We start from the raw sequence: 26,274 nt of genomic DNA on the forward strand, positions 1-26,274 counted from the left end.
TTGTTCAGGAACACCACCAGGGCGGGCACGCCCACCTGGCGGGCCAGCAGGATGTGCTCGCGCGTCTGCGGCATCGGGCCATCGGCCGCCGAGACCACCAGGATCGCGCCGTCCATCTGCGCCGCGCCGGTGATCATGTTCTTCACGTAGTCGGCGTGGCCAGGGCAGTCCACATGCGCGTAGTGGCGGTTCGCCGTCTCATACTCGACATGCGCGGTCGAGATCGTGATGCCACGAGCCCGCTCCTCCGGCGCCTTGTCGATCTGGTCGTAGGCCGTGAACGTCGCCCCGCCCGTCTCCGCCAGAACCTTGGTGATCGCCGCCGTCAGCGACGTCTTGCCATGGTCGACGTGCCCGATCGTCCCAATGTTGCAGTGCGGCTTGTTCCGCTCAAACTTCGCCTTCGCCATTGCCCGGCTCCGCTATCCCGTACGATCCATTTCGCCTGCCCGAGGCCCGTTCCGGTAGAAGGATGGCGGCGCCTGGCCTTCCCCTGGGGCATACCCGCGAACCGTGCGGGATATAGGCACAAATTGTAGCATTGCCAGCCAGCACCCTTGCCGGCCGGCGCGGCTGGCCCTATCAGGAAGCGTCATCGGGGTCAACGCCGGGAAACCGCCCTGGCAGCGCCCCCTGGGCGGACGTAGCTCAGCTGGTAGAGCGTCAGATTTCCAATCTGAATGTCGCGAGTTCGAACCTCGTCGTCCGCTCCAGCCGCTACCCTCCTCGTCCCAGCCAATACCCGATGGCCACCGCCCCCAGGCAGAGCAGGACCGAGAGCCCGATATTGGCCAGCGCCAGCTCCACCCGCCCCTTCTGGATCAACTCCAGCGTCTGCAGGCTGAAGGAGGAGAAGGTGGTGAAGCCGCCGCAGAGCCCGACCATGACGAAAGCCCGCATCTCCGCCGGGACCGCGATCCGTCCTTCCATCGTCAGCGCCCCGAACCAGCCGATGACGAAGGAGCCAAGGATGTTGATGAGGACGGTCGCCCAGGGGAAGACCGGGCCGAAGAACGGGAAGGTCGCCAGCACCAGCCAGTAGCGGGCCATCCCGCCCAGGGCGCTGCCCAGGGCCACCCAGGCATAGGTCATCGCAAAGCCTCCCGCCGCCGGGGGATTGGCCAGCCCGGGCGGCCGTAATATGGAAGCCCCTTCCCGGAGGAAAGCCTAGATGCCCCAGTATCGGTCCCGCACCACCACCCATGGCCGCAACATGGCCGGCGCCCGGGGCCTCTGGCGCGCGACGGGCATGAAGGACGGCGATTTCGGCAAGCCCATCATCGCGGTCGTCAACAGCTTCACCCAATTCGTCCCCGGCCATGTCCATCTGAAGGATCTCGGCCAGCTCGTCGCGCGGGAGATCGAGGCGGCGGGCGGCGTCGCCAAGGAATTCAACACCATCGCGGTAGATGACGGCATCGCCATGGGGCATGACGGCATGCTCTACAGCCTGCCCTCCCGCGACCTGATCGCCGACAGCGTCGAATACATGGTCAATGCCCACTGCGCCGATGCCATGGTCTGCATCTCGAACTGCGACAAGATCACGCCGGGCATGCTGATGGCGACCATGCGCCTCAACATCCCGACCATCTTCGTCTCCGGCGGGCCGATGGAGGCGGGCAAGGTGGTCCATCGGGGCCAGAAGCGCTCGGTCGACCTGATCGACGCCATGATTGTCGCCGCCGACCCCAATGTGACGGATGAGGAAGTGGCCGTCATCGAGCGCTCGGCCTGCCCGACCTGCGGCTCCTGCTCCGGCATGTTCACCGCCAATTCGATGAACTGCCTGACCGAGGCGCTGGGCCTGGCCCTACCCGGCAACGGCACGATCGTCGCCACCCATGCCGACCGCAAGCGGCTCTTCCTCGAGGCCGGGCGGAAAATCGTCGAGATCACCCGGGCGCATTACGAGACGGAGGATTTCTCCCTCCTGCCGCGCAACATTGCCACCCGCACCGCCTTCGAGAATGCGATGACGCTCGACATCGCCATGGGCGGCTCCACCAACACGGTGCTGCACCTGCTGGCAGCGGCGCATGAAGGCGGCGTCGATTTCACCATGCGGGACATCGACCGGCTGTCGCGCCGGGTGCCGGTGCTCTGCAAGGTCGCGCCCTCGGTCGCCAATGTCCATGTCGAGGATGTCCACCGGGCTGGCGGCATCATGGGCATCCTGGGCGAACTCGACCGGGCCGGGCTGATCGATACCTCCGTCAGCCGGGTCGATGCGCCGAGCCTCGGCGAGGCGCTGGCCCGCTGGGATGTGCAGCGCACGGTGGACGACAAGGTGCGACACTTCTTCCAGGCGGCACCGGGCGGCATCCCGACCACGGTGGCCTTCAGCCAGGACCAGCGCTGGGAGAGCCTCGATACCGACCGTGCGGGCGGCGTGATCCGCGACAAGGCGCATGCCTTCTCGCAGGATGGCGGCCTTGCGGTGCTGCACGGCAACCTCGCCGAGGAGGGCTGCATCGTGAAGACGGCCGGCGTCGATGCCAGCATCCTCGCCTTCGCCGGCCCGGCCCGGGTCTTCGAGAGCCAGGACGCGGCGGTGGAGGGCATCCTCGGCGGCGTGGTGCAGCCGGGCGATGTGGTGCTGGTCCGCCACGAAGGGCCGCGCGGCGGGCCCGGGATGCAGGAGATGCTGTATCCGACCAGCTATCTGAAGTCGAAGGGGCTCGGGAAGGTCTGCGCCCTGGTGACCGATGGGCGCTTCTCGGGAGGCTCCTCCGGCCTCTCCATCGGCCATCTCTCGCCCGAGGCGGCGGAGGGCGGCTTGGTCGGCCTGGTCGAGGATGGCGACCGGATCGAGATCGACATCCCGAACCGCCACATCAACCTCGCCGTGCCGGATGCGGTGCTGGCCGAGCGCCGCGCCGCCATGGAGGCGAAGGGGGCGGCGGCCTGGCAGCCGGCGCAGCCGCGCAAGCGCCAGGTTTCGACCGCCTTGCAGGCCTATGCGGCCATGGTCACCAGCGCCGCCCGCGGCGCGGTGCGCGACCTGAAGGGCATGCGGCGGGGCTAGAGCGGTTTCCGTTCGCCTTGGCTCACGGAAGCCGCTCTAGCTTGTTGTCTGAGCGAGCAAATTACTCCGACTAGGTGATTCCACCTGATCGGAGTTTGCTCTAGGCCCCGCCCCTACTCCGCCGCCCGGGCCTGGCTGCGGGCGGCGGTATAGCGGTTCACATGCGGCTTCAGGCCGAGATTCTCCCGCAGCGTCTTGCCTTCATAGGCGGTGCGGAACAGGCCGCGGCGCTGCAATTCCGGCGTCACATGCTCGACGAAATCCTCGCAGGCGACCGGCAGGTGCGTCGGCAGGATGTTGAAGCCGTCGCAGGCGCCATATTCGAACCATTCCTGCATGCCGTCCGCGATATCCGACGCCGTGCCGATGATGATGAAGCCGCCGGCGACGATGGCGTTGTAGAGCTGGCGGATCGTCATGTTCTCCTGGCGGGCGCGGGCCATGTAGCGGTCCGTGATGCTCTTGACCCGCGGCGTGATCAGCGGCTCCGGCACCGGCCCGTCCACGTCATAGCCGGTCAGGTCGCCGATCATGTTGTAGACGCGCGCCAGCCCGACCAGCGGATCCAGCAGCTCCTGCAACTCGTCCCATTTCGCCTGCGCCTCGGCCCGGCTGCGGCCGACGACGGTGCGCAGGCCGGGCATGATCTTCATGTCCTCCGGCTCGCGGCCGTATTTCGCCATGCGCGACTTGAGGTCGTCGTAATAGGCCTTGGCCGTCTCCTTGCTGTCCTGCGCGGCATAGACGACCTCGGCCGAGGCGGCGGCAATCTCCCGCCCCTGGTCCGAGGCGCCGGCCTGCACCAGGATCGGCCGCCCCTGCGGCATGCTGGCAACATTCAGCGGGCCGAGCACCTTGAAATGCTTGCCCTTGTGATCGAGCACATGCAGGCGGCTCTCGTCGTAGAAGAGGCCGCCCGCCTTGTCGTAGGGAAAGGCATCCCCTTCCCAACTGTCCCAGAGGCCGGTCACCACCTCGACGAATTCGGCGGCGCGCTCGTAGCGCGTGTCATAGTCGAGATGCTCGTCGCGGTTGAAGTTGCGCGCCTCGGCCTCGGACCAGGAGGTCACGATGTTCCAGCCGGCGCGGCCGCCACTGATCAGGTCGAGCGTCGCGAATTTCCGGGCGACGTGATACGGCTCGTTATAGGTGGTGGAGGCGGTGGTGACGAGGCCGATATGCCTGGTCACCGCCGCCAGCGCCGGCAGCAGCGTCATCGGCTCCATCTCGACGATCTCGTAGCCGGAGCGGGCGAGCGAGCCGCGCGGCTCGTCCCGTTCGCGGATGCCGATGCCGTCGGCGAAGAAGATCATGTCGAACAGCCCGCGCTCCGCCGCCTGGGCGTTGCGGACATAATGCTCGAAGCGGAGCGTCCCATCGGCCGGCACGCTCGGATGCCGCCAGGCCGCCGGGTGGTAGCCAAGCCCGCGCATGGACATGCCGAGCTTAATCTGCCGTATCATCGCACGCCTCCCCTCAGTATTTGTACCCGGCCTTTTCCATATACTGCCGTGCGAGATCGAGGTCATAGGCGATCGGCTTCAGCATCTCATGGTCGTATTCGGGTGCGGTGTAGGGCATCGGCACCGTACCCGGCACGCCGTAGCCGCCGGCGATCTCCTTGACGATCTGCTCGCGCGGGATGGCGTGGCTGATCGCCTTGCGGATAAAGGCCGCGGCCTCCGCCGCGCGGGACGGGTCCTGCTTGCCGAGCGGCGTCTCGACGCCGGTGCCGAAGACGGGGTGCTTCAGGTTGTAGCAGATATGCTGCCACTTGAAGCTGTCGAAGGTCTGCACCTTGCCCCAGGAGGGGTCGATGGTGTTGGCGAGCGGGCCGATATCATACATCGGGTCATGCGCATCGATCTCGCCGGCCTTCAGCGCGCTGAGCACGCTGTCGGTGCCCTGGATATTGACGAGGTAATAGGTGGTGACGTTGCCGGTATGCGGCTTCCAGTAATTCGGGTTGCGCGCGTATTTGTAGGCCTTGCGCGAGGGGTCGTAGCCCTGCGGGATCCAGGGACCGGTGCCGACGCCGCCGCGCGCGGTGAAGCTCTTCCCGTCCGAGGTCTTCACCGTGTAGCTGCCGAGCCAGGTGCTGGCGATATGGCCGCGCAGCGCCTCCGGCCGGATATCCTTGTAGGCATGCTCCGGCATGATCGCCATGGCGCCGAGCAGCCAGTCGAGGAAGAGCATGCTCGGCTGCGGCAGGGTCACGCTGATCTCGTATTTGCCGCTGGCCCGGTAGCTCTCCGTCCCGCCCAACACCTGCATCACCCCGGCGCGCAGTTGCGAGCCATAGGCGGCGTTCAGGATGGTGTCCCAGGTGAACTTGACGTCGGCCGCGGTGAATTCCTCGCCGCTATGCCACTTCACGCCCTGGCGCAGGGTGATGACCCAGTTCTTGCCGTCCGAGGAGACGCTGTGGTCGGTGGCGAGGCCGGGGACGAGCTTCTTGGTCTCCCAGCTCTCATACTCATAGAGCCGGTTATAGACCGGGCCGAAGACATTCGATTCGGTATAGCCCGTGCTGTACATCGGGATCAGGGTCGCCGGCTGTGCCCAGGAGGCGAAGGCGGCCGTCGCGTTGCGGCCCGCACCCTCGATCGTCCATTTCTCCGGCTGCGGGAAGAAGACCGGGTTGAAGGTGGTGGCATCGAAGCCCTTCAGCTTCGGGTTCACCGCGATGACATCCTGCGGGTAGAACAGGATCGTCATCGGCTGGATGTCGTACCAGCGCCTCTCGAAGTCGCGGTAGGCAGCCTGACGGGCGGATTCATCGAGCGTGTTGCTGATGACGTCGAGCGCCTTGTCGATCTCCGGGTCATTGACATAATAGTAATTCTCGCCACCCGGCGGCATCAGCCGGCTGTGGTACAGCGTGTTCGGCGTTGGCTTGATGGCGTTGTAGTAGTAGCGCTCGAGGTAGCAGTCCCAGCCGCCATCGACATGCGTCTTGCCCTCGCCACGGGACCGCCGCGGGGCGATGACGGTGAAGGGGACGAGGGAGGAGACGACATCGATCCCGATGCGCTGCATCTGCTGCGCCGCCAGGTTGCCCCAGATCATCCGTGCCGGCTGGTTGTTCGGGATCATTAAATAGAGCTTGAAGAAGGGCGGGGCGGCCCGGGCCGGACCCACTGCGGCGGTGACCGCGGCCGCGGCGGCGGCCCCCATCAGCGCGCGGCGCTTCGTCTCCATCGGCATGTCTCCATCTCCTCAGTTGAAGAAGCGGGCAGGCCGGAATTCGGCCAGTTCCGCGCGATCCTCGCCACGCACCACCTCGGCCGCGACCAGCCGTGCCAGGATGGGCGAGAGCGTCACGCCGCTATGCGTCACCGCGACATAATAGCCTTCGGTGCGCGGGACAGGTCCGATGGCGGAGAGCCCATCCCGCGGCAATGGGCGGACGCCGATGCGCACCGCCTCCGCCTCCAGCCCAGCCAGTGAGGGGATCAGCCGGGAAACCGACTGCATCATCTCCTGCACTTCCGGCAGGCGCGGATCGGGCGGCGTCTCCGCCGAGAAGCCGGCGGCGAAATCGTTCCAGACCAGCATGAGCCGGCCGGCCCCGTCCGGGCGGAGATTGGCCTCCGGCGCATGCAGCACATGGGAGATGCCGGCCGCGACCGGCGGGGTGAAGACGAGGAAGCCGACGGTCGGCGCCAGCGGCACATGCGGCACCGGCCTTAGGCCATCCGACCAGCGGCCGGCGCAATTCACCACGCAATCGGCGGCGAGCCGGGTGCCATCGGCCAGACGGACGCCGGTGACCCGCCCGCCTGCCATCTCCATCCCCGCCACCCTTGCGCCGGTCCGCAGCACGGCGCCGAGGGATTGCGCCGCACGGACCATGGCGCCGGCATAGGGCACGGGGTCGAGCCAACCCTCCTCCGGGAACCAGGCGATCGGCCCATCGCCGATGGCGACGGGGTCGAGGTCCGGCTCCATCGCCAGCAGCCGGGCGCGGTCGATCCATTCCGCCGCATAGCCGCGCGCCTGGAGCGCCGCGACATTGGCCTCCAGCGCCGGCAGCTCCGCCGGCCATGCCCATTTCAACCCGCCGGTCGGGTGGTACCAGGAGGCCCCGCCGAATTCCGCCGCCACCTCGGCATGGGCCTGCATGCTGGCGATGCGCAGCGCATGATAGGCCGGGGGCACGCCGCCGGTGGCGGAGTTGATCCAGGCAAAGCTGGTGCCGCTGGTGCCACCGCCAACGCGCCCGGCTTCCAGCACCGTCACCTGCGCGCCGGCCTGCGCCAGGCGGAAAGCGATGGCGGCCCCGAGCACACCGGCGCCGATGACAATGGTCTGCATGCGGGCCTCCTCTTCTCAGGCAGGATTGTGGCAGGCCAGGCGGTGGCCCGGACCGATGTCGATAAGAGCTGGCTCCTCGCTGCGGCAGACCGGCAGGGCGGCGGCGCAGCGGGGATGGAAGGGGCAGCCGGTGGGGCGGCGCAGCGCGCTCGGCACCTCGCCCTGGAGGTGGATGCGGCTTTGCGCCGCGCCGGGATCGGGCACCGGGATCGCGCTCAGCAGCGCCCGCGTGTAATGGTGCCCTGCCGCGGCGAACAGCGCATCGACCGGGGCCATCTCCACCAGCTTGCCGAGATACATCACCGCCACATGCGTGCTGATGAAGCGCACCGAACTCAGGTCGTGCGAGATGTAGAGATAGGCGAGGCCGAGCCCGTCCTGCAGCTCCGCCAGCAGGTTCAGGATCTGGGCGCGGACGGAGATATCGAGGGAGGAAACCGGCTCATCCAGGATCAGCAGCCGCGGCTCCACCGCCAGGGCCCGGGCAATGCCGACGCGCTGGCGCTGGCCGCCGCTGAACTCATGCGGGTAGCGCCAGGCATGCTGCGGCTCGAGCCCCACCATGCGGAGCAAGGCGTCGATGCGGGTGGGCCACTCAGCCTCGCGCTCCGGCCAATGAATGCGCAGCGGCTCCCGCAGGGTCTCGCCGATGGTCCAGCGCGGGTTGAGCGAGAGATAGGGGTCCTGGAAGACATATTGCAGGCCACGGCGGATGCCGAGCACTTCGCTGCGCTCGCCCTTCCGGAAGACGGGCAGGATGTCCCGTCCCTCGAACCGCACCGCGCCACTGCTGGGCGTGACGAGATTGAGGATGGCGCGCGCCGTCGTCGTCTTGCCGCAGCCGCTCTCGCCGACCAGGCCCAGGGTCTCCCCGGCCTGGAGGCGGAAGGAAACATCGTCCACCGCCCGGATCGCCGCGGTCTGGCGTTGCAGCAGGATACCCCGTCGCAGCACGGGGTAATGCTTGGAGAGGTTCTCCACCTCCAGCAATGCCGCGCTCATGCCGCGATCCCCTGGCTGCCATGGCGGATGCAGCTGACGCTATGGCCGGGCGCCACCACTGTCTCGACCGGCAGGGTGGTGCGGCATTCGGCCATCGCCTCCGGGCAGCGGGCGGCGAAGCGGCAGCCGGCGGGCGGGTTCAGCAGGCCGGGCGGCCGGCCGGCAATGGTCGGCAGGAGTTGGCGCGGGCCGGTATAGCGATGGTCGATGCGCGGCATGCTCTCGAGCAGCGCGCGGGTATAGGGATGCCGCGGGGCGCTGAAGAGGGTGGCGGCGCTCGCCGTCTCGCAGACCCGGCCGGCATACATGACCGTGATGCGGTCGGCCATGCGGGCGACGACGCCCATGTCATGGGTCACCAGCACCATCGCCATGCCGAGTCGCTGCCGCAGATCGGCCAGCAGGTCGAGAATCTGCGCCTGGATGGTGACGTCGAGCGCCGTGGTCGGCTCATCCGCCAGCAGCAGCGCCGGGTTGCAGAGCAGGGCGCGGGCGATGCCGATGCGCTGCTTCATCCCCCCGCTCAGCTCATGCGGATATTGCCGGAGCCGGGTCGCCGGATCGGTGATCCCGACGAGGTCGAGCAGCGACAGGATGCGCGCCTCGGCCGCGGCGCGGTCGAGCTTCTCATGCCAGCGGAGGATTTCGCCGAGCTGGCTGCCGATGGAATAGATCGGGTTCAGCGAGGTTGCCGGGTTCTGGAACACCATGGCGATGCGCCGGCCACGGATGGCGCCGAGCTCGCGCTCCGGCTTCGCCAGCAGGTCCTCGCCCTCGAACATCACCCGCCCGGCGGCGATGCGGGCCGGCGGCGGCACCAGGCGCAGCAGGGCGAGGCTGGAGACGGTCTTGCCGCTGCCGCTCTCGCCGACGATGCCGAGGGTTTCGCCGCGACCGACGCTGTAATCGACCCCGTCCACCGCCCGCACGATGCCGTCGCGGGTATGGAACTGCACTTGCAGCCCCTCGACCGAGAGCAGAGGCGGCGCCATGGCGCTACTGCCGGAGGCGGGGATTGAAGGCATCGGTCAGCCCATCGGCCAGGAGGTTGAAGCCGAGAACGGTGACGAAGATGGCGACGCCCGGCGCGACGGAGCCCCAGGGCGCGACCTTCAGCGACTCGTAGTTGAAATAGAGAAGCTGGCCCCAGGAGACCGCCTTGGGGTCGCCGAAGCCGAGGAAGCTCACCATCGTCTCGGCCAGGATGGCGCCGCCGATGCCGAGCGCGACGAGCACGATGAGCGAAGGCAGCGCATTCGGCAGGATATGGCGTAGCAGAATGTCCCGCCGCGTGGCGCCGATGCAGATGGCGGCCTCGACGAAATCGGCCTGCTTCAGACGGAGGAATTCCGCGCGCGCCATGCGGGCGATGGGCGGCCAACCGAACAGGCCGAGAAGCGCGATGATCGTCATCAGGTTGAGATGCGGCACCCGCTCCAGCGCCGTGCCCACCACCATGATGCCAAACAGGCGCACCACCGCCAGGATCACGATGAAGACCGGGATCACCAGGAAGAACTCGGCGCAGCGCATCAGCACCTCATCGACCATCCCGCCGACATAGCCGGCGATGCCGCCGATGATGGTGCCGAGGATGGAGGCGATGAGCATGGCGCCGAGCCCGACCGCCAGCGCCGTCGGCGCGCCGTACAACACGCGGCTCAGCACGTCATAGCCGTTGCGATCGGTGCCGAGGAGATGCGCCCAGCTCGGCCCCTGGCGGGAGGCACCGCGCAACATCGCCGACTGGTCGTTCGGGTCATAGGGCGCGACGAGGAAGCAGGTGAGCGCCACCAGCACCACCAGCCCGACCAGCACCAGCCCCAGCATGCCGCCGCGGTTGCGCCGGAAGCGGAACCAGCCCTGGCGCCAGATTCCGGGCGGCCGCGGCGGTGCGGCCAGGGCGATGCTGCCTTCCATCAGCCGAGCCTGATCCGCGGGTCGATGGCGACATAGGCGATGTCGGTCAGCAGCGTCGCGCCGACCAGCATGACGGTGATGATCATCGTCTCCCCCATGATGAGCGGATAGTCGAGCTGCTGGATCGCCATAATGTAAAGCGCGCCGAGGCCGGGCCAGGTGAAGACCGTCTCCGTCACCGGCGCGGTGCCGAGCATCAGCCCGAACAGAATGCCGAGATAGGTCAGTACCGGGATCACGGCGTTGCGCAGCGCATGGCCCATCACCACCCGCCGCTCCGGCAGGCCGGAGGCGCGGGCGGCGGTGATGTAGTCCTGCCGCAGCACATCGACGAGGGAGGAGCGCAGCAGCAGGGTCAGCGTCGCCGTGTTGAAGAAGGCGAGCATCCCGACCGGCAGGACCATGTGCCAGAGCCCATCGGCCAGCTCGCTGTCCCAGAGCAGGTTGCGGGTGGAGTAGGCGCCGTAGGAGGGCAGCCAGCCGAGCCAGTAGGAGAAGATCAGGATCAGGATGATGCCGAAGAAGAAGCCCGGCAGCGAATGGCCGAGCATGGCGCCCGAGATGACGCCGAAATCGATCCGGCTGTATTGCCGCGTCGCCGCCAGGACCGAAGCCCCGACCGCCAGCGCCAGGGCGAGGAGGATGCCGGGGATCTGGATCTTCAGCGTCTCCAGCCCGAAGGTCCAGAGCATGTCGCCGACCGGCTGGTTGTAGATGATGCTGGTCCCAAAATCGAGCCGCAGCAGATTGCCCAGCCAGGTGAAGTAGCGATCCGTCACGCTGCCATCGAGGCCGTAATACTGGCTGACGGACTGGATGATCTCCTCGGTCACGCCCGGCCGCTCGGCCAGCAGGATCTCGATCGGATTGCCGATGGCGTTGATGAGGGCGAAGAGGATGACGCTGACGCCGAGCAGCAGGGCCAGCGAGAAGAGCAGGCGGCGTGCGATGTAGTTGAGCATCCCCATCGGCTAACTCTCCCCCCAGGCCAGGACGCGGAGCCGTTCGGCGCTCAACCCCTCGAAGCCGATGGCGGGCAGCAGGTCATTGGCGGCGGCGAGGTCGCGGCCATAGAGCGCCGAGAGCAGCGCGATCCCCGCCTCATGCAGCACTGCCGGCCGGCCGGCGAGGCGGCCGAGCCGGGCGGTCGGCACCAGGCCGAAAGGCACGTCCTCCAGGACATAGCGCGTCTCGAGCGTCGCCGGGGCCATGGTGCGGTCGCCGCGGGCAACCATGGCACGGGCCATCTCGCCGAGCGGCGCTTCCTCGACATGGAAGGAGAGGTGGAAATGCTGCCGCACCGTCCGCACCGTGGCGCCGAAGGCCTCGGCGATGGCCAGGCGCTCGGCATCCAGCGCTTCGATCAGCCGGCCCACTGCATCGGTGATGTTCTCGTTCTGCGACCAGGCCTCGCCGCGCTCCATGCGGGTCAGGTTGCAGAGGGCGATCGCCATGTGGTTCTGCGGGTTGACGTTGCTCAGCGCGATGGCGATCAGGTCCTCGCGCGGCACGAAGCGCTCGCCGAACAGCGCCTCGCACAGGGTCAGCCCACTGCCGATCCCGCCTGCGGGCAGCGTCGCCACATCGACCTTGGCGCGGATGGTGGCGATGCGCAGGCTCTCCGGCGAGAGGCGCCGGCCGGTCGTGACGGTGGTGCCCCAGAGGATGATCGGCAGTCGCAGCCCGCGCTCCGCCAGGCGCTGCGCGAGGTAGAGCCCGGCGAAGGAGAGATGGCCGCTGAGGATGACCGTCTGCCCCTCCGCCAGATGCGGCAGGGCGGCGTCCAGCACTGCCTTATGGCCATAGGCCGGCAGGGCGAGCATCACCACCTCGGCGCCAGCGAGCGCCGCGGCGATCTCCGGCTCGAGCCTCAAGGCATAGCGGCCGGTCAGTGCGCCGCTCGCCTCCTGCACCGGCAGGGGCGTGGCGGAACGCGTCCAGAGCACGGGCTCATGCCCCCGCTCCGTCAGCAGGGCGGCAGCGCCGAGACCGATGGCGCCGGTGCCGAGGATGGCGACGCGCATCATCAACCTGCCGGCTGCAGCAAGGCAGCCCCGTCCGAAGCCACGCCGGCGCCGAAGCGGTCGGGCGCGAAGGGTGCGATGGGCATATTGGTGGCGCCGTCGAGAGCCAGCTGCGCGACGATGCCGCCCATGACCGGCCCCAGCTCGAAGCCATGGCCGCAGAAGCCGAAGGCATGCACCAGCCCCGGCACGGCGCGCGAGAGGCCGATGACTGGAATTTCGTCCGGCAGCATGCCCTCGATCCCGGCCCAGGCATGGACCAGCCGCGCCTCCTTCAGGATAGGGAAGACATCCAGCGCGGTCCTGGCCGAGAAGGCCAGCCGCTCGACATCCAGCGCCACCTCACCGGTATCGAGGTCGCCGATGCCCTTATGGCCGCCGCCGATCATCACATGCCCGCTCGCCGCCTGCTTGAAGGAGAGCGGCCGGCCGGTCAGCCCGACCACCGGCGTGACGAAGGGCGGCAGGGCCGAGGTGTAGATCATCATCAAGGCACTGAAGCCGAGCGGGATCTCCTCCCCCACCGAGCGGGCCAGCCGCGCGCCCCAGGCCCCGGCCGTATTGACCAGCACCGGCGCCGCATGGGCGGAGCCATCGGTGCAGCGCAGCTCCCACTGGCCGCCGCGCCGCTCCAGCCCGACCACGCCGGCACCTTCGCGGATCACCGCGCCGGCTGCCTCGGCGGCGCGGCGGAAGGCCATGGTGGTGCGGTAGGGGCGGGCGAAGCCATTGCGCCGGGCAATCAGCCCGCCCACCGCATGCGGCGCGATGGCGGGGAGGATGCGGCGCAGCTCGGCCTGGTCCACCACCTCCTCATGGTCCCAGCCGGCGGCGCGGAGGGTGGCGGCGCGGGCTTCCAGCTCGGCCAGCTCCCCCGGCGTCTCGGCTACCTTGATATGGCCGGTCTCGTGGAAGTCGCAGTCATCGCCGACCAGATCGGCGATGCGATGCCACAGGGCGAGGGATTCGACCGCGAGCGGCACCTCCGCCAGATGCCGCCCCAGGGTGCGGACGCCGCCCGCGGAATAGGAGGAGGCATGGGCGGCGACCCGGTCCTTCTCCAGCACCAGCACGCGGCGGCCGCGCCGGGCGATATGCAGCGCGGCGGACATGCCATGCAGCCCGCCGCCGATGACGATCACATCCGGGCTCATCCGAGCACCCCTTCATCCGCCTGCGTCCCGCACGGGGCGAGGCTCGCGGGCGCCATGGCGGCCAGGGCAGCGAAGCCGACCGGACGGGCTGGCGCCACCAGGCTGGTGAGGCGGGCGCCGCGAAGCTCGGCCTGGGCCAGGGCGCGGGCGCTGCGATCGGGGCCGGGCTCCTCCTCGAGCAGTTGCGCGACGGCGAGCGGATCGAGCCGCTCCGCCGCCGGCAGCGGGCGCGGCGAGGCGGCGATCCGGCCGTCCGGCGGCAAGCCCGCGAGCGCACGGGCAGCGATGGCGCCCTGGCGGGCCGCCTCCTCGGCATCGGCGGCGCCGAGGATGGCACCGGCGGCGAAGATGCCGGGGCGCGTGGTCTGCCCGGCCTCGTCCACCACCGGCCGCCCGGCCTCGAAGCGGCAGCCGAGCGCCATCAGCAGCAGCGGCTCATCGGCCGCGAGCAGCAGCCGGCTGAATTCCACGGCGGCGACGCCGGCCGCGCCCTCGATCCAGATCCGCCCCGGTTCGGCATGCCAGGCTGTCTCCGCTGGCCGCGTCACCACCCGCGCCTCCGGCAGCAGCGCAGCCGCCGCGCGTCCCGCCGGACCGGCGCCGATGATGACCGCGCGCATCAGCGCGTCGCCGTGTAGCGGTTGACGGGCATCGGCACGCCGAGATTCTCCCGCAGCGTCGTGCCCTCATATTCGGTGCGGAACATGCCGCGCCGGCGCAGCTCCGGCAGCACCAGCTCGACGAAATCATCGAGGCCGACAGGCAGCACCGGCGGGCAGATGTTGAAGCCATCCGCGGCGCCGGCCGAGACCCATTCCTCCATGTCGTCGACGATGCTTTCCGGCGTGCCGACCACGACGCGGCCGCCGAAGCCGGCAGCGATGCGGCTGTAGAGCTGGCGGATCGAGAGGCTCTCCCGCCGCGCCAGCTCCAGCCCCATGCGCGCCATGCTCCGCACCCGCGGGTCCTTCGGCTCCGGGACGGGCCCATCGACCGGATAGCCCGAAAGGTCGCCCATCTGGCTGTAGAGGTAGGAGAGGCCGAGTTCCGGCGCGACGAGGTCGTTGAGCTGGTCGAGCTTGGCCTGCGCCTCGGCCTGGGTGCGGCCGACGAAATAGGTCATGCCGGGCATCACCTTCAGGTCGTCCCAGCCGCGCCCGTATTTGGCCAGCCTTCCCTTGAGGTTGGCGTAGTAGTCCCGCGCCGCCTCAACCGTATGGGAGGCCGAATAGACGACATCGGCGCTGCGCGCGGCGATCTCCAGCCCCTGTTCCGAGGCGCCGGCCTGCACCAGGATCGGCCGTCCCTGCGGGGTGCGGGTGATGGTCAGCGGGCCGCGCACCTTGAAATGCTTGCCCTTGTGGTCGAGCACATGGAGCTTCGACTGGTCGAAGAAGATGCCGCTGTCCTTGTCATGCACCAGCGCATCGCCTTCCCAGCTGTCCCACAACCCCTTCACCACCTCCACGAATTCGGCGGCGCGCTCGTAGCGCAGGTCGTACTCCATGTGCTGGTCGCGGTTGAAATTCCACGCCTCGGCCTCCGACCAGGAGGTGACGACGTTCCAGCCGGCGCGGCCGCCGCTGAGATGATCCAGCGAGGCCCATTTGCGGGCGATGTGGAAGGGCTCGTTATAGGTCGTGGAGGCTGTGGCCACGAGGCCGATGCGGCTGGTCATCCCCGAGAGCGCCGAAAGCAGCGTCAGCGGCTCCAGCTCCGCGGTCTGGTGCGAGCGGCAGAGCGCGCCTGGCGGGTCGTCGCGGGTGCGGAGCCCGATGCCGTCGGCGAGGAACAGCATGTCGAGCTTCGCCGCTTCTGCAGTCTGCGCGATGCGCAGGAAATGGCTGAGCTTGGAGGCGGCGCCCGGATCGGCCTCCGGATGGCGCCAAGCCGCGGCGTGGTAGCCCAGATAGCGCATCGAGAGGCCGAGCTTGATGGGCTTGCGGGTAGTCATACGGATCCTCACACCTCCGGACGGCTCCGGCATACTGCGCCGCGACGCGGCGGGCGCAAGCACCCCGGGCACCGCATTCCAGCATGCCCGGACCGATCCTGCCCGCAATTTCGGCAGGCATTGCAGCCGGACCGCGGTGGGAGGACACTTCCCGGCAAGCGCCCGCCAAGGGCCATCCACAGGAGGAAGCCGAGGATGCGACGCCGCCAATTGCTGGCCGCCCTGCCCACCGGCCTTGCAGGATCCGCCCTCGCGCTGCCGGCGCTCGGCGCCGAACCGCGCGTGCTGATCCATGTGCCCCAGGCCAACCTGACAAGCCTCGATCCGGTCTGGACCACCGCCGTCGTCACCCGCAATTCGGCGCATCTCCTGTTCGAGACGCTCTATGGCCGGGACGAGGCGCTGAACCCGCAGCCGCAGATGGTCGAGGGGCATCGGGCCGAGGACGGCGCCCGCCGCTGGACCATGCGTCTGCGCGATGGCCTACGCTTCCATACCGGGGAGCCGGTGCTGGCGCGGGACTGCGTCGCCTCCTTGCAGCGCTGGATGGTGCGGGACCCGATCGGACAGACCATCGCCGCCCGGCTCGATGCGTTGGAGGCGCCGGACGACCGGACCCTGGTCTGGCGGCTGAAGAAGCCCTTCGCCTCCCTGCCCTATGCCCTGGCCAAGACCCAGCCGAGCCCGGTCATCATGCCGGAACGGGTCGCGCGGACCGATCCCTACAAGCAGATCACCGAGATCGTCGGCAGCGGCCCCTTCCGCTGGGTGGCCGACGAGTATGTCCCCGGCAGCCGCGCCGTCTTTGCCAAATTCGACCGCTATCAGCCGCGGGACGAACCCGCCAGCTACGCCGCCGGCGGCTACCGGGTGATGGTCGATCGGGTCGAGTGGCGGATCATCCCGGATGCCGGGACGGCGGCGAATGCGCTGATGAATGGCGAGGTGGATTGGGTGGACCAGCCCCTGCCCGACCTGCTGCCGCGGCTGAAGCGGGCGCGCGGCGTGACGGTCGGGGCGCTCGACCAGTATGGCACCTTCGGGGCCTTCCGCCCCAACCACCTCCATGGCGCCACCGCCAATCCGGGGGTCCGCCGCGCCATGATGGCGGCGATCGACCAGGTGGAGGTGATGACGGCGGTGATGGGCGAGGACCGCTCGCTCTACCACGCCCCGGTCGGCTATTTCCTGCCCGGCACGCCCTCGGCCAATGAGGTAGGGATGGAGGCGGTGCGGGTGCGCCGCAGCCCGGACCAGATCAAGCGCATGCTGGCCGAGGCGGGCTATGCCGGCGAGCGCATCCTGCTGATGCATCCGACCGACCAGACCTTCTACGACGCCATGTCGAGCGTCGCCGCCGCGGCCTGGCGGGCGGTCGGGCTGAATATCGACGACCAGGCGATGGATTGGGGCACCGTGGTCCAGCGCCGGACCAGCATGGAGCCGCTGGAGCGTGGCGGCTGGTCGGTCTTCCCGGCCGGCTATCCGGCGGCGGAATACCGCGACCCGGTCTTCGCCTCGAATATACGGGGCAATGGCCGCGGCGCCTGGTTCGGCTGGCCCGAGGATGCCGAGATCGAGGCGATGCGCGACCGCTGGATGGAGGGCACGGATGAGGCGGAGCTGCGCCGGCTGGACCAGGCGATCCAGGCCCGCGCCTTCGAGACGGTGCCCTTCATCCCGCTCGGCCAGTATTTGCCACCGGCGGCCTGGCGGAGCAGCCTGAAGGGGCTGCTCAAGGGGCCCGTCCCTGTCTTCTGGAATGTGGAGAAGGCTTAGCCGATGCCGATGAAGCGCATGGTGCTGGAGATCGGCATGGGGACCGATATCCGCGGCACCGACTACACCAAGGCCGCGGTCCGGGCGCTGCGCGACGCGCTCTGGCACCATTCCCTCACCATCACCCATGCCCTCGGGATGGAGGCCGATGCGATGCGGGTGGAGGTGCGGATCGGCGTGCCGAAGCCCGATCAGGTGGACCATGCGGCGGTGCTTGCCGTGCTGCCGCATGGCACCGGCACGGTGACTGTGGTGGAAGGCGGGCTCGAGATTCCGAACGAGGCCGGCACCGGCAGCACCGTCATGGCCCATGCCGCCGCCATCGTCCGGCTGGAGCTGCCGGCATGACGCTCCGCCGCGTGATCCTGGAGATGGGCGCCGGCAACGACCTGCATGGCGGCGACTACACCAAGGCGGCGCTGCGGGCCGTGCAGGACGCGCTGCACCATGCCTCGCTGACCATGCTGCGCTCGCTCGGGGTCGATCCGAAGACCATGCGGGTCGATGTCACCATCGGCGTGCAGCGGCCGGAGGCGGTGGATGCGGAACGGGTCCGCGCCTCCCTGCCCCATGGCATCGTGACGGTGCGGGTGGTGAAGGGTGGGCTCGACGTGCCGGACGAGGATGGGCGGGACGCGGCGGTGATCGCCAGCGCCGCCCTCGCCGTCAGCCTCGAACTGCCCTAGATTGTCTGGAAGCATTTTCCGAGTCGTCCGGCGTATCCGCCGGACCTGAAAATGCTTGAAGCGCCCGCTCCACCCGATCCGCCCAGGCGGCGATCCCGGCTTCATCCGCCAGCAGGTCCTGCCGGACCTCGATCAGGGCCGCCGGCAGGCCGCGGGCGTCGCCATGCACCGGGACGGTGTAGTCGTGCTCGGGCTCGATCCGGTAGGGTTCGTTGTCGCCGATCACCAGGGCCGGGTCGGCGGCCAGCGCCGCGATCAGCCCCTGCCCGAGCGCCACGGCATCGGCATAGAGCAGCCCGGCATGCCAGGGGCGCCGCACCCCCTGGAAGACGGGGGTGAAGCTGTGAATGCCGAGCACGATGGTCGGCCGCCCCCGCCTTGCATCGAGGCAGGCGGCGACCGCGGCGTGGAAGGGCCGGAAGAAGCGGTCCTGCCGCGCCGCCACCTCAGCCTCCGAGAGATCCCGGTTGCCCGGAATCTCGGTATCCTCGCTGCGAAGCGGGATGGAGGTCGGCGCCCCGAGCGGCCGGTTGCAGTCGATCAGCAGCCGCGAATAGCCCGAGAGGAAGAGCGGCGCATCGAGCCGCGCCGAGAGCCGCCGCGCCAGCGCCGCCGCGCCGATATCCCAGGCGATGTGCCGCCCAAGCTCCGCCGGCGGCAGGCCGAGCCCGCCATACGAGGCGGGTATATGGTTCGAGGCATGCTCGCAGAGCAGCACGAAGGGCGAGCCGCCCTCCGGGTTCAGCGTGGTGACGGCCGGCCTCACCCCGGAATCTCGTCCGTCACCACCTGGAAATCGGCCAGCATGCAGGGGCCGAAGGTGGTGGTGATCGCCACATCGGTCGCGTCGCGGCCGCGCGCCATCAGGATGCGGCCGATGCGCGGTTCGTTGTTGCGCGCATCGAAGGTGTGCCACTCGCCGCCGAGATAGACCTCGAACCAGGCGGCGAAATCCATCGGTCCGCCCGGCGGCACGCCGATATCGCCGAGCCAGCCGGTGCAGTAGCGCGCCGGGATGTTCAGGCAGCGGCAGAAGGTGACGGCCAGATGCGCATAGTCGCGGCAGACGCCGCGGCGTTCCATATAGGCATCCCAGGCCGTCCGCTGGGAGCTGGCATGCTCGTAGCCGAAGGTGATGTGGTTGTGGACCCAGTCGCAGATCGCCTGCACCCGGGCCCAGCCCGGCGTCGTATGGGCGAAGAGCGACCAGGCGGTTTCCGACAGCCGGTCCGTCTCGCAATAGCGGCTGCCGAGCAGGAAGACGACAGCCTCATCCGGCAGCTCCTCCAGCGGATGCTGCATCGCCTCCGGCACCTGCCGGTCCCAGCTGCCGGGATCGCGCACCACGAGGTCGGTCGAGATGGTCAGCCGCCCCGCCGGCGCGGTGATGCGGGTGCAGAGATTGCCGAAGCCGTCATTATACTGCCGCACCGGCACCGGCGGATCGAGAGCGACGAAGGGCGATGCCTCGAGATCCGGCATGCGCGAGGGATGCGGGCTGACCATCAGCAGCATCGGGGTCGGCTGGGGGCAGTCATAGACGATCTGGTAGCCGGCGCGGATGCGCATGGGAGTGGTCCTTCGTGGCGGCGGGATCAGGGGCGGGGCGACGCATCCGGCGCCGCCTCCGTGACATTCACTTCGACGGTCATGCCTAGGCTGTCGGCGGGGAAGCCGGTCCAGGTGCCATGTAGCGGCACGGCCTGGCGATGGTCGCGGGCGACGGCGACGCGAATCAGGTCGCGATTGCCGATGATGCCGTTGGTGGGGTCGAGTTCCACCCAGCCGGCGCCGGGGACATAGACGCGCAGCCAGGCATGGGTCGCGCCGCCGCCGATCCGCCCGCCTTCGCGCGGCACATAGAGGTAGCCGGTGACGAAGCGGGCGGCGAAGCCGAGGGCACGCACCGCCTCGATCATCAAGACGGCGAAGTCGCGGCAGCTGCCGCTGCCGAGCCGAAGGGTGCGCAGCGGCTCCTGCACCCCCTTCTCCTCACGCGCGACATAGGTGAAGCGAGCGCGGATCGCATGGGTGATGCCGGCCAGCAGGTCCCGCGTCCGGGTCAGGCCGTCCTTGCGGAGGAATTGGCGCGCCCAGCGGTCCAGCTCGCCATCCGGGTCCGGATATTGGCGCTCCATGGACCGGACGAGATCCGGCATCTCCTCGACGGCATAGGCGAAGGGATAGGTCTCCGCCCCCTCCCCCGCCGGCAGGTCCAGCGCATTGCCCGGGGAATGTTCCAGTCGCACCAAGCTGTCGAAGCGCAACTCCCGCGCCCGTTCGGCGAAGCGGGCAACGGCGACGCTGTTGCCGAAGACATCGTGCAGCCAGCGCAGTTCCACCGGCTCCGGCGTGATGGCCAGCCGCGTTTCCAGCAACCGTTGGTCATGCCCCTCCAGCGGCCGCAGCATCATCCGGTGTTCGCCGAGGGCGACCGGTTGGCGGTAGCGGTAGGTGGTGACGTGCTGGACGGTGAGGACCGGCATCCGGTCAGCCGAGCCGTGGGCGGGGTACGAGGCTGAGTAGGCGCATGAGTCGAATCTCCGATGCCGCCGGAGGGCCGGTCGGTGCGCGGGTACTGCTTTGTTGGGGTTGGTCCGACATAGGGCTCGGCCTCGGGCGATGTCGAGCGCGTACGGTCGGAAACATGGCCTGCGCCGGCGTTTCGCCGATTCGTGATGGATCGGTGCCATGCCGAACCGTCATGCCTCGGCTGCCGGTACGGCCTATACATCCCGGGCCGGTTTGAGTAGAAGGCGCCCATGCCGGCCTATAAACCCGATAATTTCAGCGACCGACTGAGTGCCGCCGCGAAGGCACGCCAAGCTCTGATGGACAAGTTCCGCAATCTGCCAAAGCCGGATGATCCGGCTGTGCAGGAGCGGATCGCCGCGCAGAAGGCGATCGCCGAGGCCCGCGAGGCCCGCATCGCCGAGCGCAAGGCTGCCAAGGAAGCCGAGGCCGTCCGGATCGCCGCCGAGGCCGCGGCCCGCAAGGCCGAGGAAGAGCGCCTCGCCGCCGAGGCCCGCCAGCGCGAGATCGAGGAGGCCGCCCGTCGCGCCGAGGAGGCCCGTGCCCTGGCCCTCGAGAATGCCGACCGCGAGACCCGCGCCAAGATCCTCGACGACGAGAAGCGCCAGCGCGCCCTGGCCCTGGCCGCCGAGCAGAAGGCGGCGCGGGATGCCCGCTACGCCGCCCGCAAGGCCCGCAAGAAGTAGCGGCTATTCCGCCGCCGCGGCCGGCATCGCCCCGGCCGAAAGGCGGAAGCCCTCATAGCCCTTGGCGGCAATTTCGGCACACTTCTCCCGATAGGTGCCGACGCCGCCGATATAGGGCATGAAGACCCGCGGCTTGCCCGGGACATTCGCGCCCATGTACCAGGACGCCGCCTGCGGGTAGAGCGTCCGGTCCGCCACCTCATTCACATGGGCGACCCAGGCCTCCTGCGCCTCCGGCGTCGGCTCGATGGTGGCGAAGCCCCGCGCCCGCATATGGGCGAGGCAGTCGCTCAGCCAATCCACATGCTGCTCGATCGAGACGATCATGTTGGACAGCACTGAAGGGCTGCCCGGGCCGGTGATCATGAAGAGGTTGGGGAAGCCGGCCGCCATCAACCCGAGATAGGTGCGCGGCCCCTCGGCCCAGCTCTCGGCCAGGCCGGCATCGCCACGGCCGCGGATATCGATGCGGGTCAGCGCGCCCGTCATCGCATCGAAGCCGGTGGCGAAGACGATGGCATCCACCTCCACCTCGCCCGCCGCGGTGCGGACGCCGCGCGGGGTGATGGCCTCGATCGGCGCCTCCCGCACATCCACCAGCGTGACATTGGGGCGGTTGAAGGTCTCGAAATACTCGATATCGACGCAGATGCGCTTGGTGCCGATCGGGTAGTCCTTGGGCGCCAGGATCTCCGCCACCTTCGGGTCCTTGACCAAGCCGCGGATCTTGTTGCGGACGAATTCCGCCGCGGTATCGTTCGCTGCACGGTTGGTGATGAGGTCGGCGAAGGCGCCCATGAAGGCGGTGCCGCCCCGGGCCCAGCGCGCCTCGTATTCCGCCTCGCGCTCCTCCGGTGTCACCTCGAGGGCGGATTTGTCGTTCAGCCCATAGAGGATGCCGGTGCGCATCATCCGCGCCTTGGCCCGGTGCGCCTCGTAGTCCGACTTCCACCAGGATTCGTATTCGTCATCCATCGGCGCGTTGCGCGAGGGGATGCTGAAATTGGGCGTCCGCTGGAACACCGTGACATGCGCCGCCTGCCGGGCGATCACCGGGATGGCCTGGATGGCGGAGGAGCCGGTGCCGATGACGGCGACGCGCCGGCCGCTGAAATCGACCCCCTCATGCGGCCAGGCGCCGGTGTGGTAGGTGGCGCCCCCGAAGCTCTCCAGACCGGCGATCTCCGGCAGCTTGGCGGTGGAAAGGCAGCCCGTCGCCATGACGCAATACCGGGCGGTGAAGCAGTCGCCCCGATCGGTCTCGACCGTCCAGCGCCCAGTGGCCTCGTCATAGGCCGCGCGGGTCACCCGCGTCTCGAACCTGATGTCCCGCCGGAGGTCGAGCCGGTCCGCCACATGCGCCGCATAGCGCAGGATCTCCGGCTGGGAGGCGAAGCGCTCGGACCAATGCCAGTCCTGCTGCAGCTCCGGCAGGAAAGAGAAGGAGTACTGCATGCTTTCGACATCGCAGCGGGCGCCCGGATAGCGGTTCCAGTACCAGGTCCCGCCGACATCGGCCCCCTGTTCCAGCACCACGGCCGAGAGGCCGAGGCCGCGCATCCGATGCAGCATGTACAGGCCGGCAAAGCCGGCGCCCACGATCACCGCATCGATCCTGCTCTCGGACATGGTTCCTGCTCTCCGGGCCTTGGTCGGCGCTCTGTATGATCCCTGGGGTTGTCCCCCGGGTGAGCCCGCCACACTCTGCCCCCGGACGTCAATGCCCGCCGCCGGGAGAGGATCGTGATGCAGGAACAACCACGTGCGCCACTGCGGATCTTCTCCACCCTGGCGGTGATGGGCCTGCTGCGGGAGGTGCTGCCGGGGCTGGAGGCAGGGCTCGGCGGGCCTATCGCCCCGGAATTCGCCCCGACCGCCGCCCTGCTCCGCCGCATCGAGGCCGGGGAGACGGCCGATCTCGCCATCCTCACCGCCGAGGCGGTGGAGGCGCTGATGGCCGAGGGCACCCTTCGCCCCGGCAGCCGGCGGGATATCTGCATTTCGGTCATCGGCATGGCGGTGCGGGCCGGGGCGCCGCGGCCGGATATCGCGACGCCGGAGGCCTGCCGCGCGACGCTGCTCGGCGCCCGGTCCATCGCCTATTCCCGCGCCGGGGCCAGCGGCATCTTCTTCGCCGGGCTGATCGAGCGGCTGGGCATCGCCGAGGCAGTGAATGCCAAATCCACCATCATCCCCCAGGGCTTCACCGCGGAACTGGCCGCGCGCGGCGAGGCGGAGATCGCCATCCAGCAGGTCAGCGAGCTGATGGCGGTGCCGGGGGTGGACATCGTCGGGGCGCTGCCGGAGGCGATGAACACAAGGGCGGTGTTCTCGGCTGGCCTCTTCGCCGGAGCGGCGGAGGCAACGCCCGCCCTCCTCGCCCGCCTGGCCGAGGCGGCGACGCCGGAGCGCCTCGCCGCCCAGGGCCTTCGCCCGGCCGCTACTCCAGCGTGATGCCGCGGCTGCGGATCACCTCGCCCCATTTGGCGCTCTCGGCCGCCAGATAGGCGGGGAATTCCTCCGGCCTGCCGAAAGTGGGGAAGATCGACCCCTGGCGCAGCCGCTCCAGCACCTCCGGGTTGCGCATCGTCGCGGCGAGGGCGGCCGAGAGCTGGCGGATGATCGGCTCCGGCGTCCCGGCCGGGGCCAGCAGGGCGAAGTCGCTGGTCGCCTGGAAGCCGAAAAAGCCGCTCTCGGCGATGGTCGGCACGGTCGGCGCCAGCGGGTTGCGCTCCGGCGTGCTGACGCCGATGGCCGAGATCTGCCCGCTCGCCATCAGCGGCAGGGCGGTGACGGCATCGACGAAGGCCAGCTGCACCTCCCCCGTGACCAGCGCCTGCACCGCCGGCGCGCCGCCGCGATAGGTGACGTTCTGCACCTGGATGCCGGCCGCGCGCAGGAACAGCTCGGTCGCCAGATGCGCCGAGGAGCCGGCGCCGGAGGAGGCATAGCTCAGCCGCCCCGGCATGGTCTTCGCCCTGGCGACGAAGCTGGCGATATCCGGCGTGCCGAGCTGCGGGTTCACGCAGAGGAAGATGGGCGAGACGGCGATGCGCCCGATCGGGGCGAAGGCATGGTCGTCGTCATAGCCGCGCTGGGGGAAGAGGTGGCGCGACATGGCATAGGTGGAATTCACCCCGAGCAGCAGCGTGTAGCCATCCGGCCGGGCGCGGGCGACGCTCGCATGCCCGATGGTGCCGGAGGCGCCGGGCCGGTTGTCCACCACCACATTGCCCGGCAGCTCCTTCGAGAGCTGCTGCGCCACCACCCGGCCGACGAAATCGGTGGAGCCGCCAGGCGCCCAGGCGACGACGATGGTGACCGGCCGGGCCGGGTTGGGCCAGGGCTCCCCCTGGGCCCGGGCAGCGCGGGCGCCGAGCGGGATGAGCCCGGCCAGGACGGCGCGGCGATGCAGGGTCATTCCGGTGGGTCCTCCCGCTTTCCTTGACCCGCAGCTACCCGCGAGTACCGTGCCCCGCAAGTGGGAAGGCGGGGGAACGAGCCGTGGCCGAGAGCTGGGACCGGAAGCCCGCCTATCTGGCCGCGCTGATCGGCAGCGATATCGGCGCCTCCCTGACGCCTGCCATGCATGAGCGCGAGGGCGCGGCGCAGGGGCTGCGCGCCATCTATCGCCTGCTGGACTTCACCACGCTCGGCCTCGGCCCCGAGGCACTGGAGGCGCTGCTGGTCGCGGCCGAGCGGATGGGCTGCGCCGGGGTGAACGTCACCCATCCCTGCAAGCAATCCGTCATCCCCCTGCTCGACGAGCTGTCCGAGGATGCGCGGGCGCTCGGCGCGGTGAATGCGGTGGTGCTGCGGGACGGGCGCCGGGTGGGACACAATACCGACTGGTCGGGCTTCGCCGAGGGCTTCCGCCGCGGCCTGCCGGATGCGTCGCGCCGCCAGGTGGTCCAGCTCGGCGCCGGCGGGGCAGGCTCGGCGGTGGCGCATGCGCTGCTGACGCTCGGCACGGAGCGGCTGGTGATCCTCGATACCGATGCCGCTCGCGCCGCCGCGCTCGCCGCCTCGCTGGCCGCCCGCTTCGGCGCCGGCCGGGCGGTGGCGGGCGAGGATCCGGCGAAGGCGATGGCGGCGGCCGATGGGCTGGTCAATTGCACCCCGGTCGGCATGGCGAAACACCCCGGCCTGCCGCTGCCCGCATCGCTGCTGCGGCCCGATCTCTGGGTCGCCGAGATCGTCTATTTCCCGCTGGAGACGGCGCTACTGCGAACGGCCCGGGCGCTCGGCTGCCGCACCCTGGATGGCGGCGGCATGGCGGTGTTCCAGGCCGTCGGCGCCTTCCGCCTCTTCACCGGGATCGAGCCCGATGCGGAGCGGATGCGGCGGCATTTCGCCGCCCTGGTCGCGGCCCAATAACGGAGGAAACACGCATGAGCCAGGACAACCCCTACCCCGCCGACCTCTTCGCCGGGGAGGTCGCGCTGGTGACCGGCGCCGGTTCGGGCATCGGCCGGGGCATCGCCGAATGGCTCGCCCGCTGCGGCGCCATGGTGCTGGCCAGCGACCTGGACCCCGCGCGCGGCGAGGCTGCCGTCGCGGCGCTGCGGGCCGCCGGCGGCCGGGCCGAATTCCTGCAGGCCGATCTGGCGAGCGAGAACGGGCATGCGGCGCTGGCCGAGGCGGCAGCGGCACAGGGACCGGTGGCGATGCTGGTCCACAGTGCCTCCCCGCCGCGGCCGGAGCGGCAGACGGTGGGTGCCGTCACCGCCGCCGAATGGGATGCGATGGCGAATACCAATCTCCGCTCCGGCTTCTTCCTGGCCCGGGCGATCGGCCAGCGGATGGTGCAGGCGGGGCTGCGCGGGCGGATGATCTTCATCGCCTCATTGCATGCCGAGACGCCGCGGAACCTACCCCACTACAGCGCCGCCAAGGCCGGCCAGGTGATGCTGGTGCGGGAGCTGGCGCGGTATTTCGGCCCGGCCGGCATCCGGGTGAATGGGGTGGCACCTGGGGCCATCCCCGGCGGCGGCTTCCAGGGCGACTTCGCGGCGCTGGCGCGGAAGGTGCCGATGGGCCGGGTCGGCAGCGCGGAGGACATCGCCAGGGCCGCCATCCCGCTGCTCTCGGATCGCTGCATGCCCTATGTGACCGGGGCGGTGCTGCCGGTGGATGGCGGTCTGGCGCTGGGCAATTGGATCGACCCCGCCTCGGCGCTGGACGATTAGTAA

Annotated in this window: 26 protein-coding genes and 1 tRNA gene; 9 read left to right on the top strand and 18 right to left on the bottom strand. The window is 69.5% G+C overall.

Annotation, left to right across the window (positions count from 1 at the left end; all coding sequences use genetic code 11):
- Positions 1-410, bottom strand: a 410-nt coding sequence (locus tag JMJ55_RS08115) for a GTP-binding protein (RefSeq protein ID WP_202825035.1), incomplete at its 3' end; no start/stop codon positions are given.
- A gap of 227 nt (positions 411-637) precedes the next feature.
- On the opposite strand from JMJ55_RS08115, the gene JMJ55_RS08120 reads away from it, so the two are divergent.
- Positions 638-713, top strand: a tRNA-Gly gene (locus tag JMJ55_RS08120).
- 4 nt (positions 714-717) lie between these two features.
- Here JMJ55_RS08120 and crcB read toward each other — a convergent pair.
- The gene (gene crcB, locus JMJ55_RS08125) at positions 718-1,092 is read right to left on the bottom strand and encodes a fluoride efflux transporter CrcB (protein ID WP_202825036.1); all 375 of its coding nucleotides are present in this window, start codon (positions 1,090-1,092) and stop codon (positions 718-720) included.
- 79 nt (positions 1,093-1,171) lie between these two features.
- On the opposite strand from crcB, the gene ilvD reads away from it, so the two are divergent.
- A complete protein-coding gene (ilvD, locus tag JMJ55_RS08130) occupies positions 1,172-3,028 on the top strand; it encodes a dihydroxy-acid dehydratase (RefSeq protein ID WP_202825037.1) in 1,857 nt (618 codons plus the stop codon).
- Positions 3,029-3,141: 113 nt separating this feature from the next.
- On the opposite strand, the gene JMJ55_RS08135 is transcribed toward ilvD, so the two are convergent.
- Genes JMJ55_RS08135 through JMJ55_RS08185 form a run of 11 tightly spaced genes read right to left on the bottom strand, consistent with a single transcriptional unit; the run spans position 3,142 to position 15,399 of the window.
- Complete coding sequence (locus tag JMJ55_RS08135) at positions 3,142-4,491, bottom strand: LLM class flavin-dependent oxidoreductase (protein ID WP_202825038.1); 1,350 nt, start codon at positions 4,489-4,491, stop codon at positions 3,142-3,144.
- A gap of 13 nt (positions 4,492-4,504) precedes the next feature.
- A complete protein-coding gene (locus JMJ55_RS08140; RefSeq protein WP_202825039.1) occupies positions 4,505-6,235 on the bottom strand; it encodes an ABC transporter substrate-binding protein in 1,731 nt (576 codons plus the stop codon).
- A 12-nt stretch (positions 6,236-6,247) separates the two neighbouring features.
- Positions 6,248-7,345 (bottom strand): NAD(P)/FAD-dependent oxidoreductase, encoded by a 1,098-nt coding sequence (locus JMJ55_RS08145; RefSeq protein WP_202825040.1) that lies wholly within the window; start codon positions 7,343-7,345, stop codon positions 6,248-6,250.
- A gap of 15 nt (positions 7,346-7,360) precedes the next feature.
- Positions 7,361-8,347, bottom strand: a complete 987-nt coding sequence (locus JMJ55_RS08150; RefSeq protein WP_202825041.1) for an ABC transporter ATP-binding protein — start codon at positions 8,345-8,347, stop codon at positions 7,361-7,363.
- Entirely contained in the window at positions 8,344-9,339 is a 996-nt protein-coding gene (locus tag JMJ55_RS08155; protein WP_202825042.1) for an ABC transporter ATP-binding protein, read from the bottom strand. Before JMJ55_RS08155 ends, JMJ55_RS08150 begins: the two co-directional genes overlap by 4 nt.
- 4 nt (positions 9,340-9,343) lie before the next feature.
- Positions 9,344-10,267 (bottom strand): ABC transporter permease, encoded by a 924-nt coding sequence (locus JMJ55_RS08160; RefSeq protein ID WP_202825043.1) that lies wholly within the window; start codon positions 10,265-10,267, stop codon positions 9,344-9,346.
- Complete coding sequence (locus tag JMJ55_RS08165) at positions 10,267-11,235, bottom strand: ABC transporter permease (protein ID WP_202825044.1); 969 nt, start codon at positions 11,233-11,235, stop codon at positions 10,267-10,269. The genes JMJ55_RS08160 and JMJ55_RS08165 overlap by 1 nt, the downstream gene beginning before the upstream one ends.
- Positions 11,236-11,238: 3 nt before the next feature.
- On the bottom strand, positions 11,239-12,294 hold the full coding sequence (locus tag JMJ55_RS08170; protein WP_202825045.1) for an NAD/NADP octopine/nopaline dehydrogenase family protein: 1,056 nt from the start codon (positions 12,292-12,294) through the stop codon (positions 11,239-11,241).
- Positions 12,294-13,445 carry an NAD(P)/FAD-dependent oxidoreductase gene (locus JMJ55_RS08175; RefSeq protein ID WP_202825046.1) on the bottom strand — a complete coding sequence of 384 codons (1,152 nt, stop codon included), beginning with the start codon at positions 13,443-13,445 and terminating at the stop codon, positions 12,294-12,296. The genes JMJ55_RS08170 and JMJ55_RS08175 overlap by 1 nt, the downstream gene beginning before the upstream one ends.
- Positions 13,442-14,065 carry a hypothetical protein gene (locus tag JMJ55_RS08180; protein ID WP_202825047.1) on the bottom strand — a complete coding sequence of 208 codons (624 nt, stop codon included), beginning with the start codon at positions 14,063-14,065 and terminating at the stop codon, positions 13,442-13,444. The genes JMJ55_RS08175 and JMJ55_RS08180 overlap by 4 nt, the downstream gene beginning before the upstream one ends.
- The gene (locus JMJ55_RS08185; protein WP_202825048.1) at positions 14,065-15,399 is read right to left on the bottom strand and encodes an LLM class flavin-dependent oxidoreductase; all 1,335 of its coding nucleotides are present in this window, start codon (positions 15,397-15,399) and stop codon (positions 14,065-14,067) included. Before JMJ55_RS08185 ends, JMJ55_RS08180 begins: the two co-directional genes overlap by 1 nt.
- 195 nt (positions 15,400-15,594) lie before the next feature.
- Between JMJ55_RS08185 and JMJ55_RS08190 the strand changes: the two genes are divergently transcribed.
- The 3 genes from JMJ55_RS08190 to JMJ55_RS08200 are packed head-to-tail and all read left to right on the top strand — an operon-like array spanning position 15,595 to position 17,864.
- Complete coding sequence (locus JMJ55_RS08190; protein ID WP_202825049.1) at positions 15,595-17,178, top strand: ABC transporter substrate-binding protein; 1,584 nt, start codon at positions 15,595-15,597, stop codon at positions 17,176-17,178.
- A gap of 3 nt (positions 17,179-17,181) precedes the next feature.
- Positions 17,182-17,526 carry a Lin0512 family protein gene (locus JMJ55_RS08195; RefSeq protein ID WP_202825050.1) on the top strand — a complete coding sequence of 115 codons (345 nt, stop codon included), beginning with the start codon at positions 17,182-17,184 and terminating at the stop codon, positions 17,524-17,526.
- Positions 17,523-17,864 (top strand): Lin0512 family protein, encoded by a 342-nt coding sequence (locus JMJ55_RS08200; RefSeq protein WP_202825051.1) that lies wholly within the window; start codon positions 17,523-17,525, stop codon positions 17,862-17,864. Before JMJ55_RS08195 ends, JMJ55_RS08200 begins: the two co-directional genes overlap by 4 nt.
- Here JMJ55_RS08200 and JMJ55_RS08205 read toward each other — a convergent pair.
- The 3 genes from JMJ55_RS08205 to JMJ55_RS08215 are packed head-to-tail and all read right to left on the bottom strand — an operon-like array spanning position 17,845 to position 20,350.
- On the bottom strand, positions 17,845-18,630 hold the full coding sequence (locus tag JMJ55_RS08205; RefSeq protein WP_202825052.1) for an N-formylglutamate amidohydrolase: 786 nt from the start codon (positions 18,628-18,630) through the stop codon (positions 17,845-17,847). The two genes, JMJ55_RS08200 and JMJ55_RS08205, sit on opposite strands and share 20 nt — an antisense overlap.
- The gene (locus tag JMJ55_RS08210) at positions 18,627-19,433 is read right to left on the bottom strand and encodes a transglutaminase-like domain-containing protein (RefSeq protein ID WP_202825053.1); all 807 of its coding nucleotides are present in this window, start codon (positions 19,431-19,433) and stop codon (positions 18,627-18,629) included. Before JMJ55_RS08210 ends, JMJ55_RS08205 begins: the two co-directional genes overlap by 4 nt.
- 26 nt (positions 19,434-19,459) lie before the next feature.
- Positions 19,460-20,350, bottom strand: coding sequence for a transglutaminase family protein (locus tag JMJ55_RS08215; RefSeq protein WP_202825054.1), 891 nt, complete (start codon positions 20,348-20,350; stop codon positions 19,460-19,462).
- 276 nt (positions 20,351-20,626) lie between these two features.
- Between JMJ55_RS08215 and JMJ55_RS08220 the strand changes: the two genes are divergently transcribed.
- Positions 20,627-21,082, top strand: coding sequence for a DUF6481 family protein (locus JMJ55_RS08220; RefSeq protein ID WP_202825055.1), 456 nt, complete (start codon positions 20,627-20,629; stop codon positions 21,080-21,082).
- A 3-nt stretch (positions 21,083-21,085) separates the two neighbouring features.
- Here JMJ55_RS08220 and JMJ55_RS08225 read toward each other — a convergent pair whose 3' ends face one another.
- A complete protein-coding gene (locus JMJ55_RS08225) occupies positions 21,086-22,711 on the bottom strand; it encodes a flavin-containing monooxygenase (protein WP_202825056.1) in 1,626 nt (541 codons plus the stop codon).
- 117 nt (positions 22,712-22,828) lie between these two features.
- Here JMJ55_RS08225 and JMJ55_RS08230 point away from each other — a divergent pair, with 117 nt between their 5' ends.
- Complete coding sequence (locus JMJ55_RS08230) at positions 22,829-23,536, top strand: molybdate ABC transporter substrate-binding protein (protein WP_202825057.1); 708 nt, start codon at positions 22,829-22,831, stop codon at positions 23,534-23,536.
- Here JMJ55_RS08230 and JMJ55_RS08235 read toward each other — a convergent pair.
- Entirely contained in the window at positions 23,523-24,503 is a 981-nt protein-coding gene (locus tag JMJ55_RS08235) for a Bug family tripartite tricarboxylate transporter substrate binding protein (protein WP_202825058.1), read from the bottom strand. The genes JMJ55_RS08230 and JMJ55_RS08235 overlap by 14 nt on opposite strands.
- Before the next feature lie 83 nt (positions 24,504-24,586).
- Between JMJ55_RS08235 and JMJ55_RS08240 the strand changes: the two genes are divergently transcribed.
- A complete protein-coding gene (locus JMJ55_RS08240) occupies positions 24,587-25,459 on the top strand; it encodes a shikimate dehydrogenase (RefSeq protein WP_202825059.1) in 873 nt (290 codons plus the stop codon).
- A gap of 14 nt (positions 25,460-25,473) precedes the next feature.
- Complete coding sequence (locus JMJ55_RS08245) at positions 25,474-26,271, top strand: SDR family NAD(P)-dependent oxidoreductase (protein ID WP_202825060.1); 798 nt, start codon at positions 25,474-25,476, stop codon at positions 26,269-26,271.
- The last annotated feature ends 3 nt before the right edge of the window (positions 26,272-26,274 follow it).

Origin of the sequence: Belnapia mucosa (assembly GCF_016775475.1) — a bacterium.
Lineage (GTDB): Bacteria > Pseudomonadota > Alphaproteobacteria > Acetobacterales > Acetobacteraceae > Belnapia > Belnapia mucosa.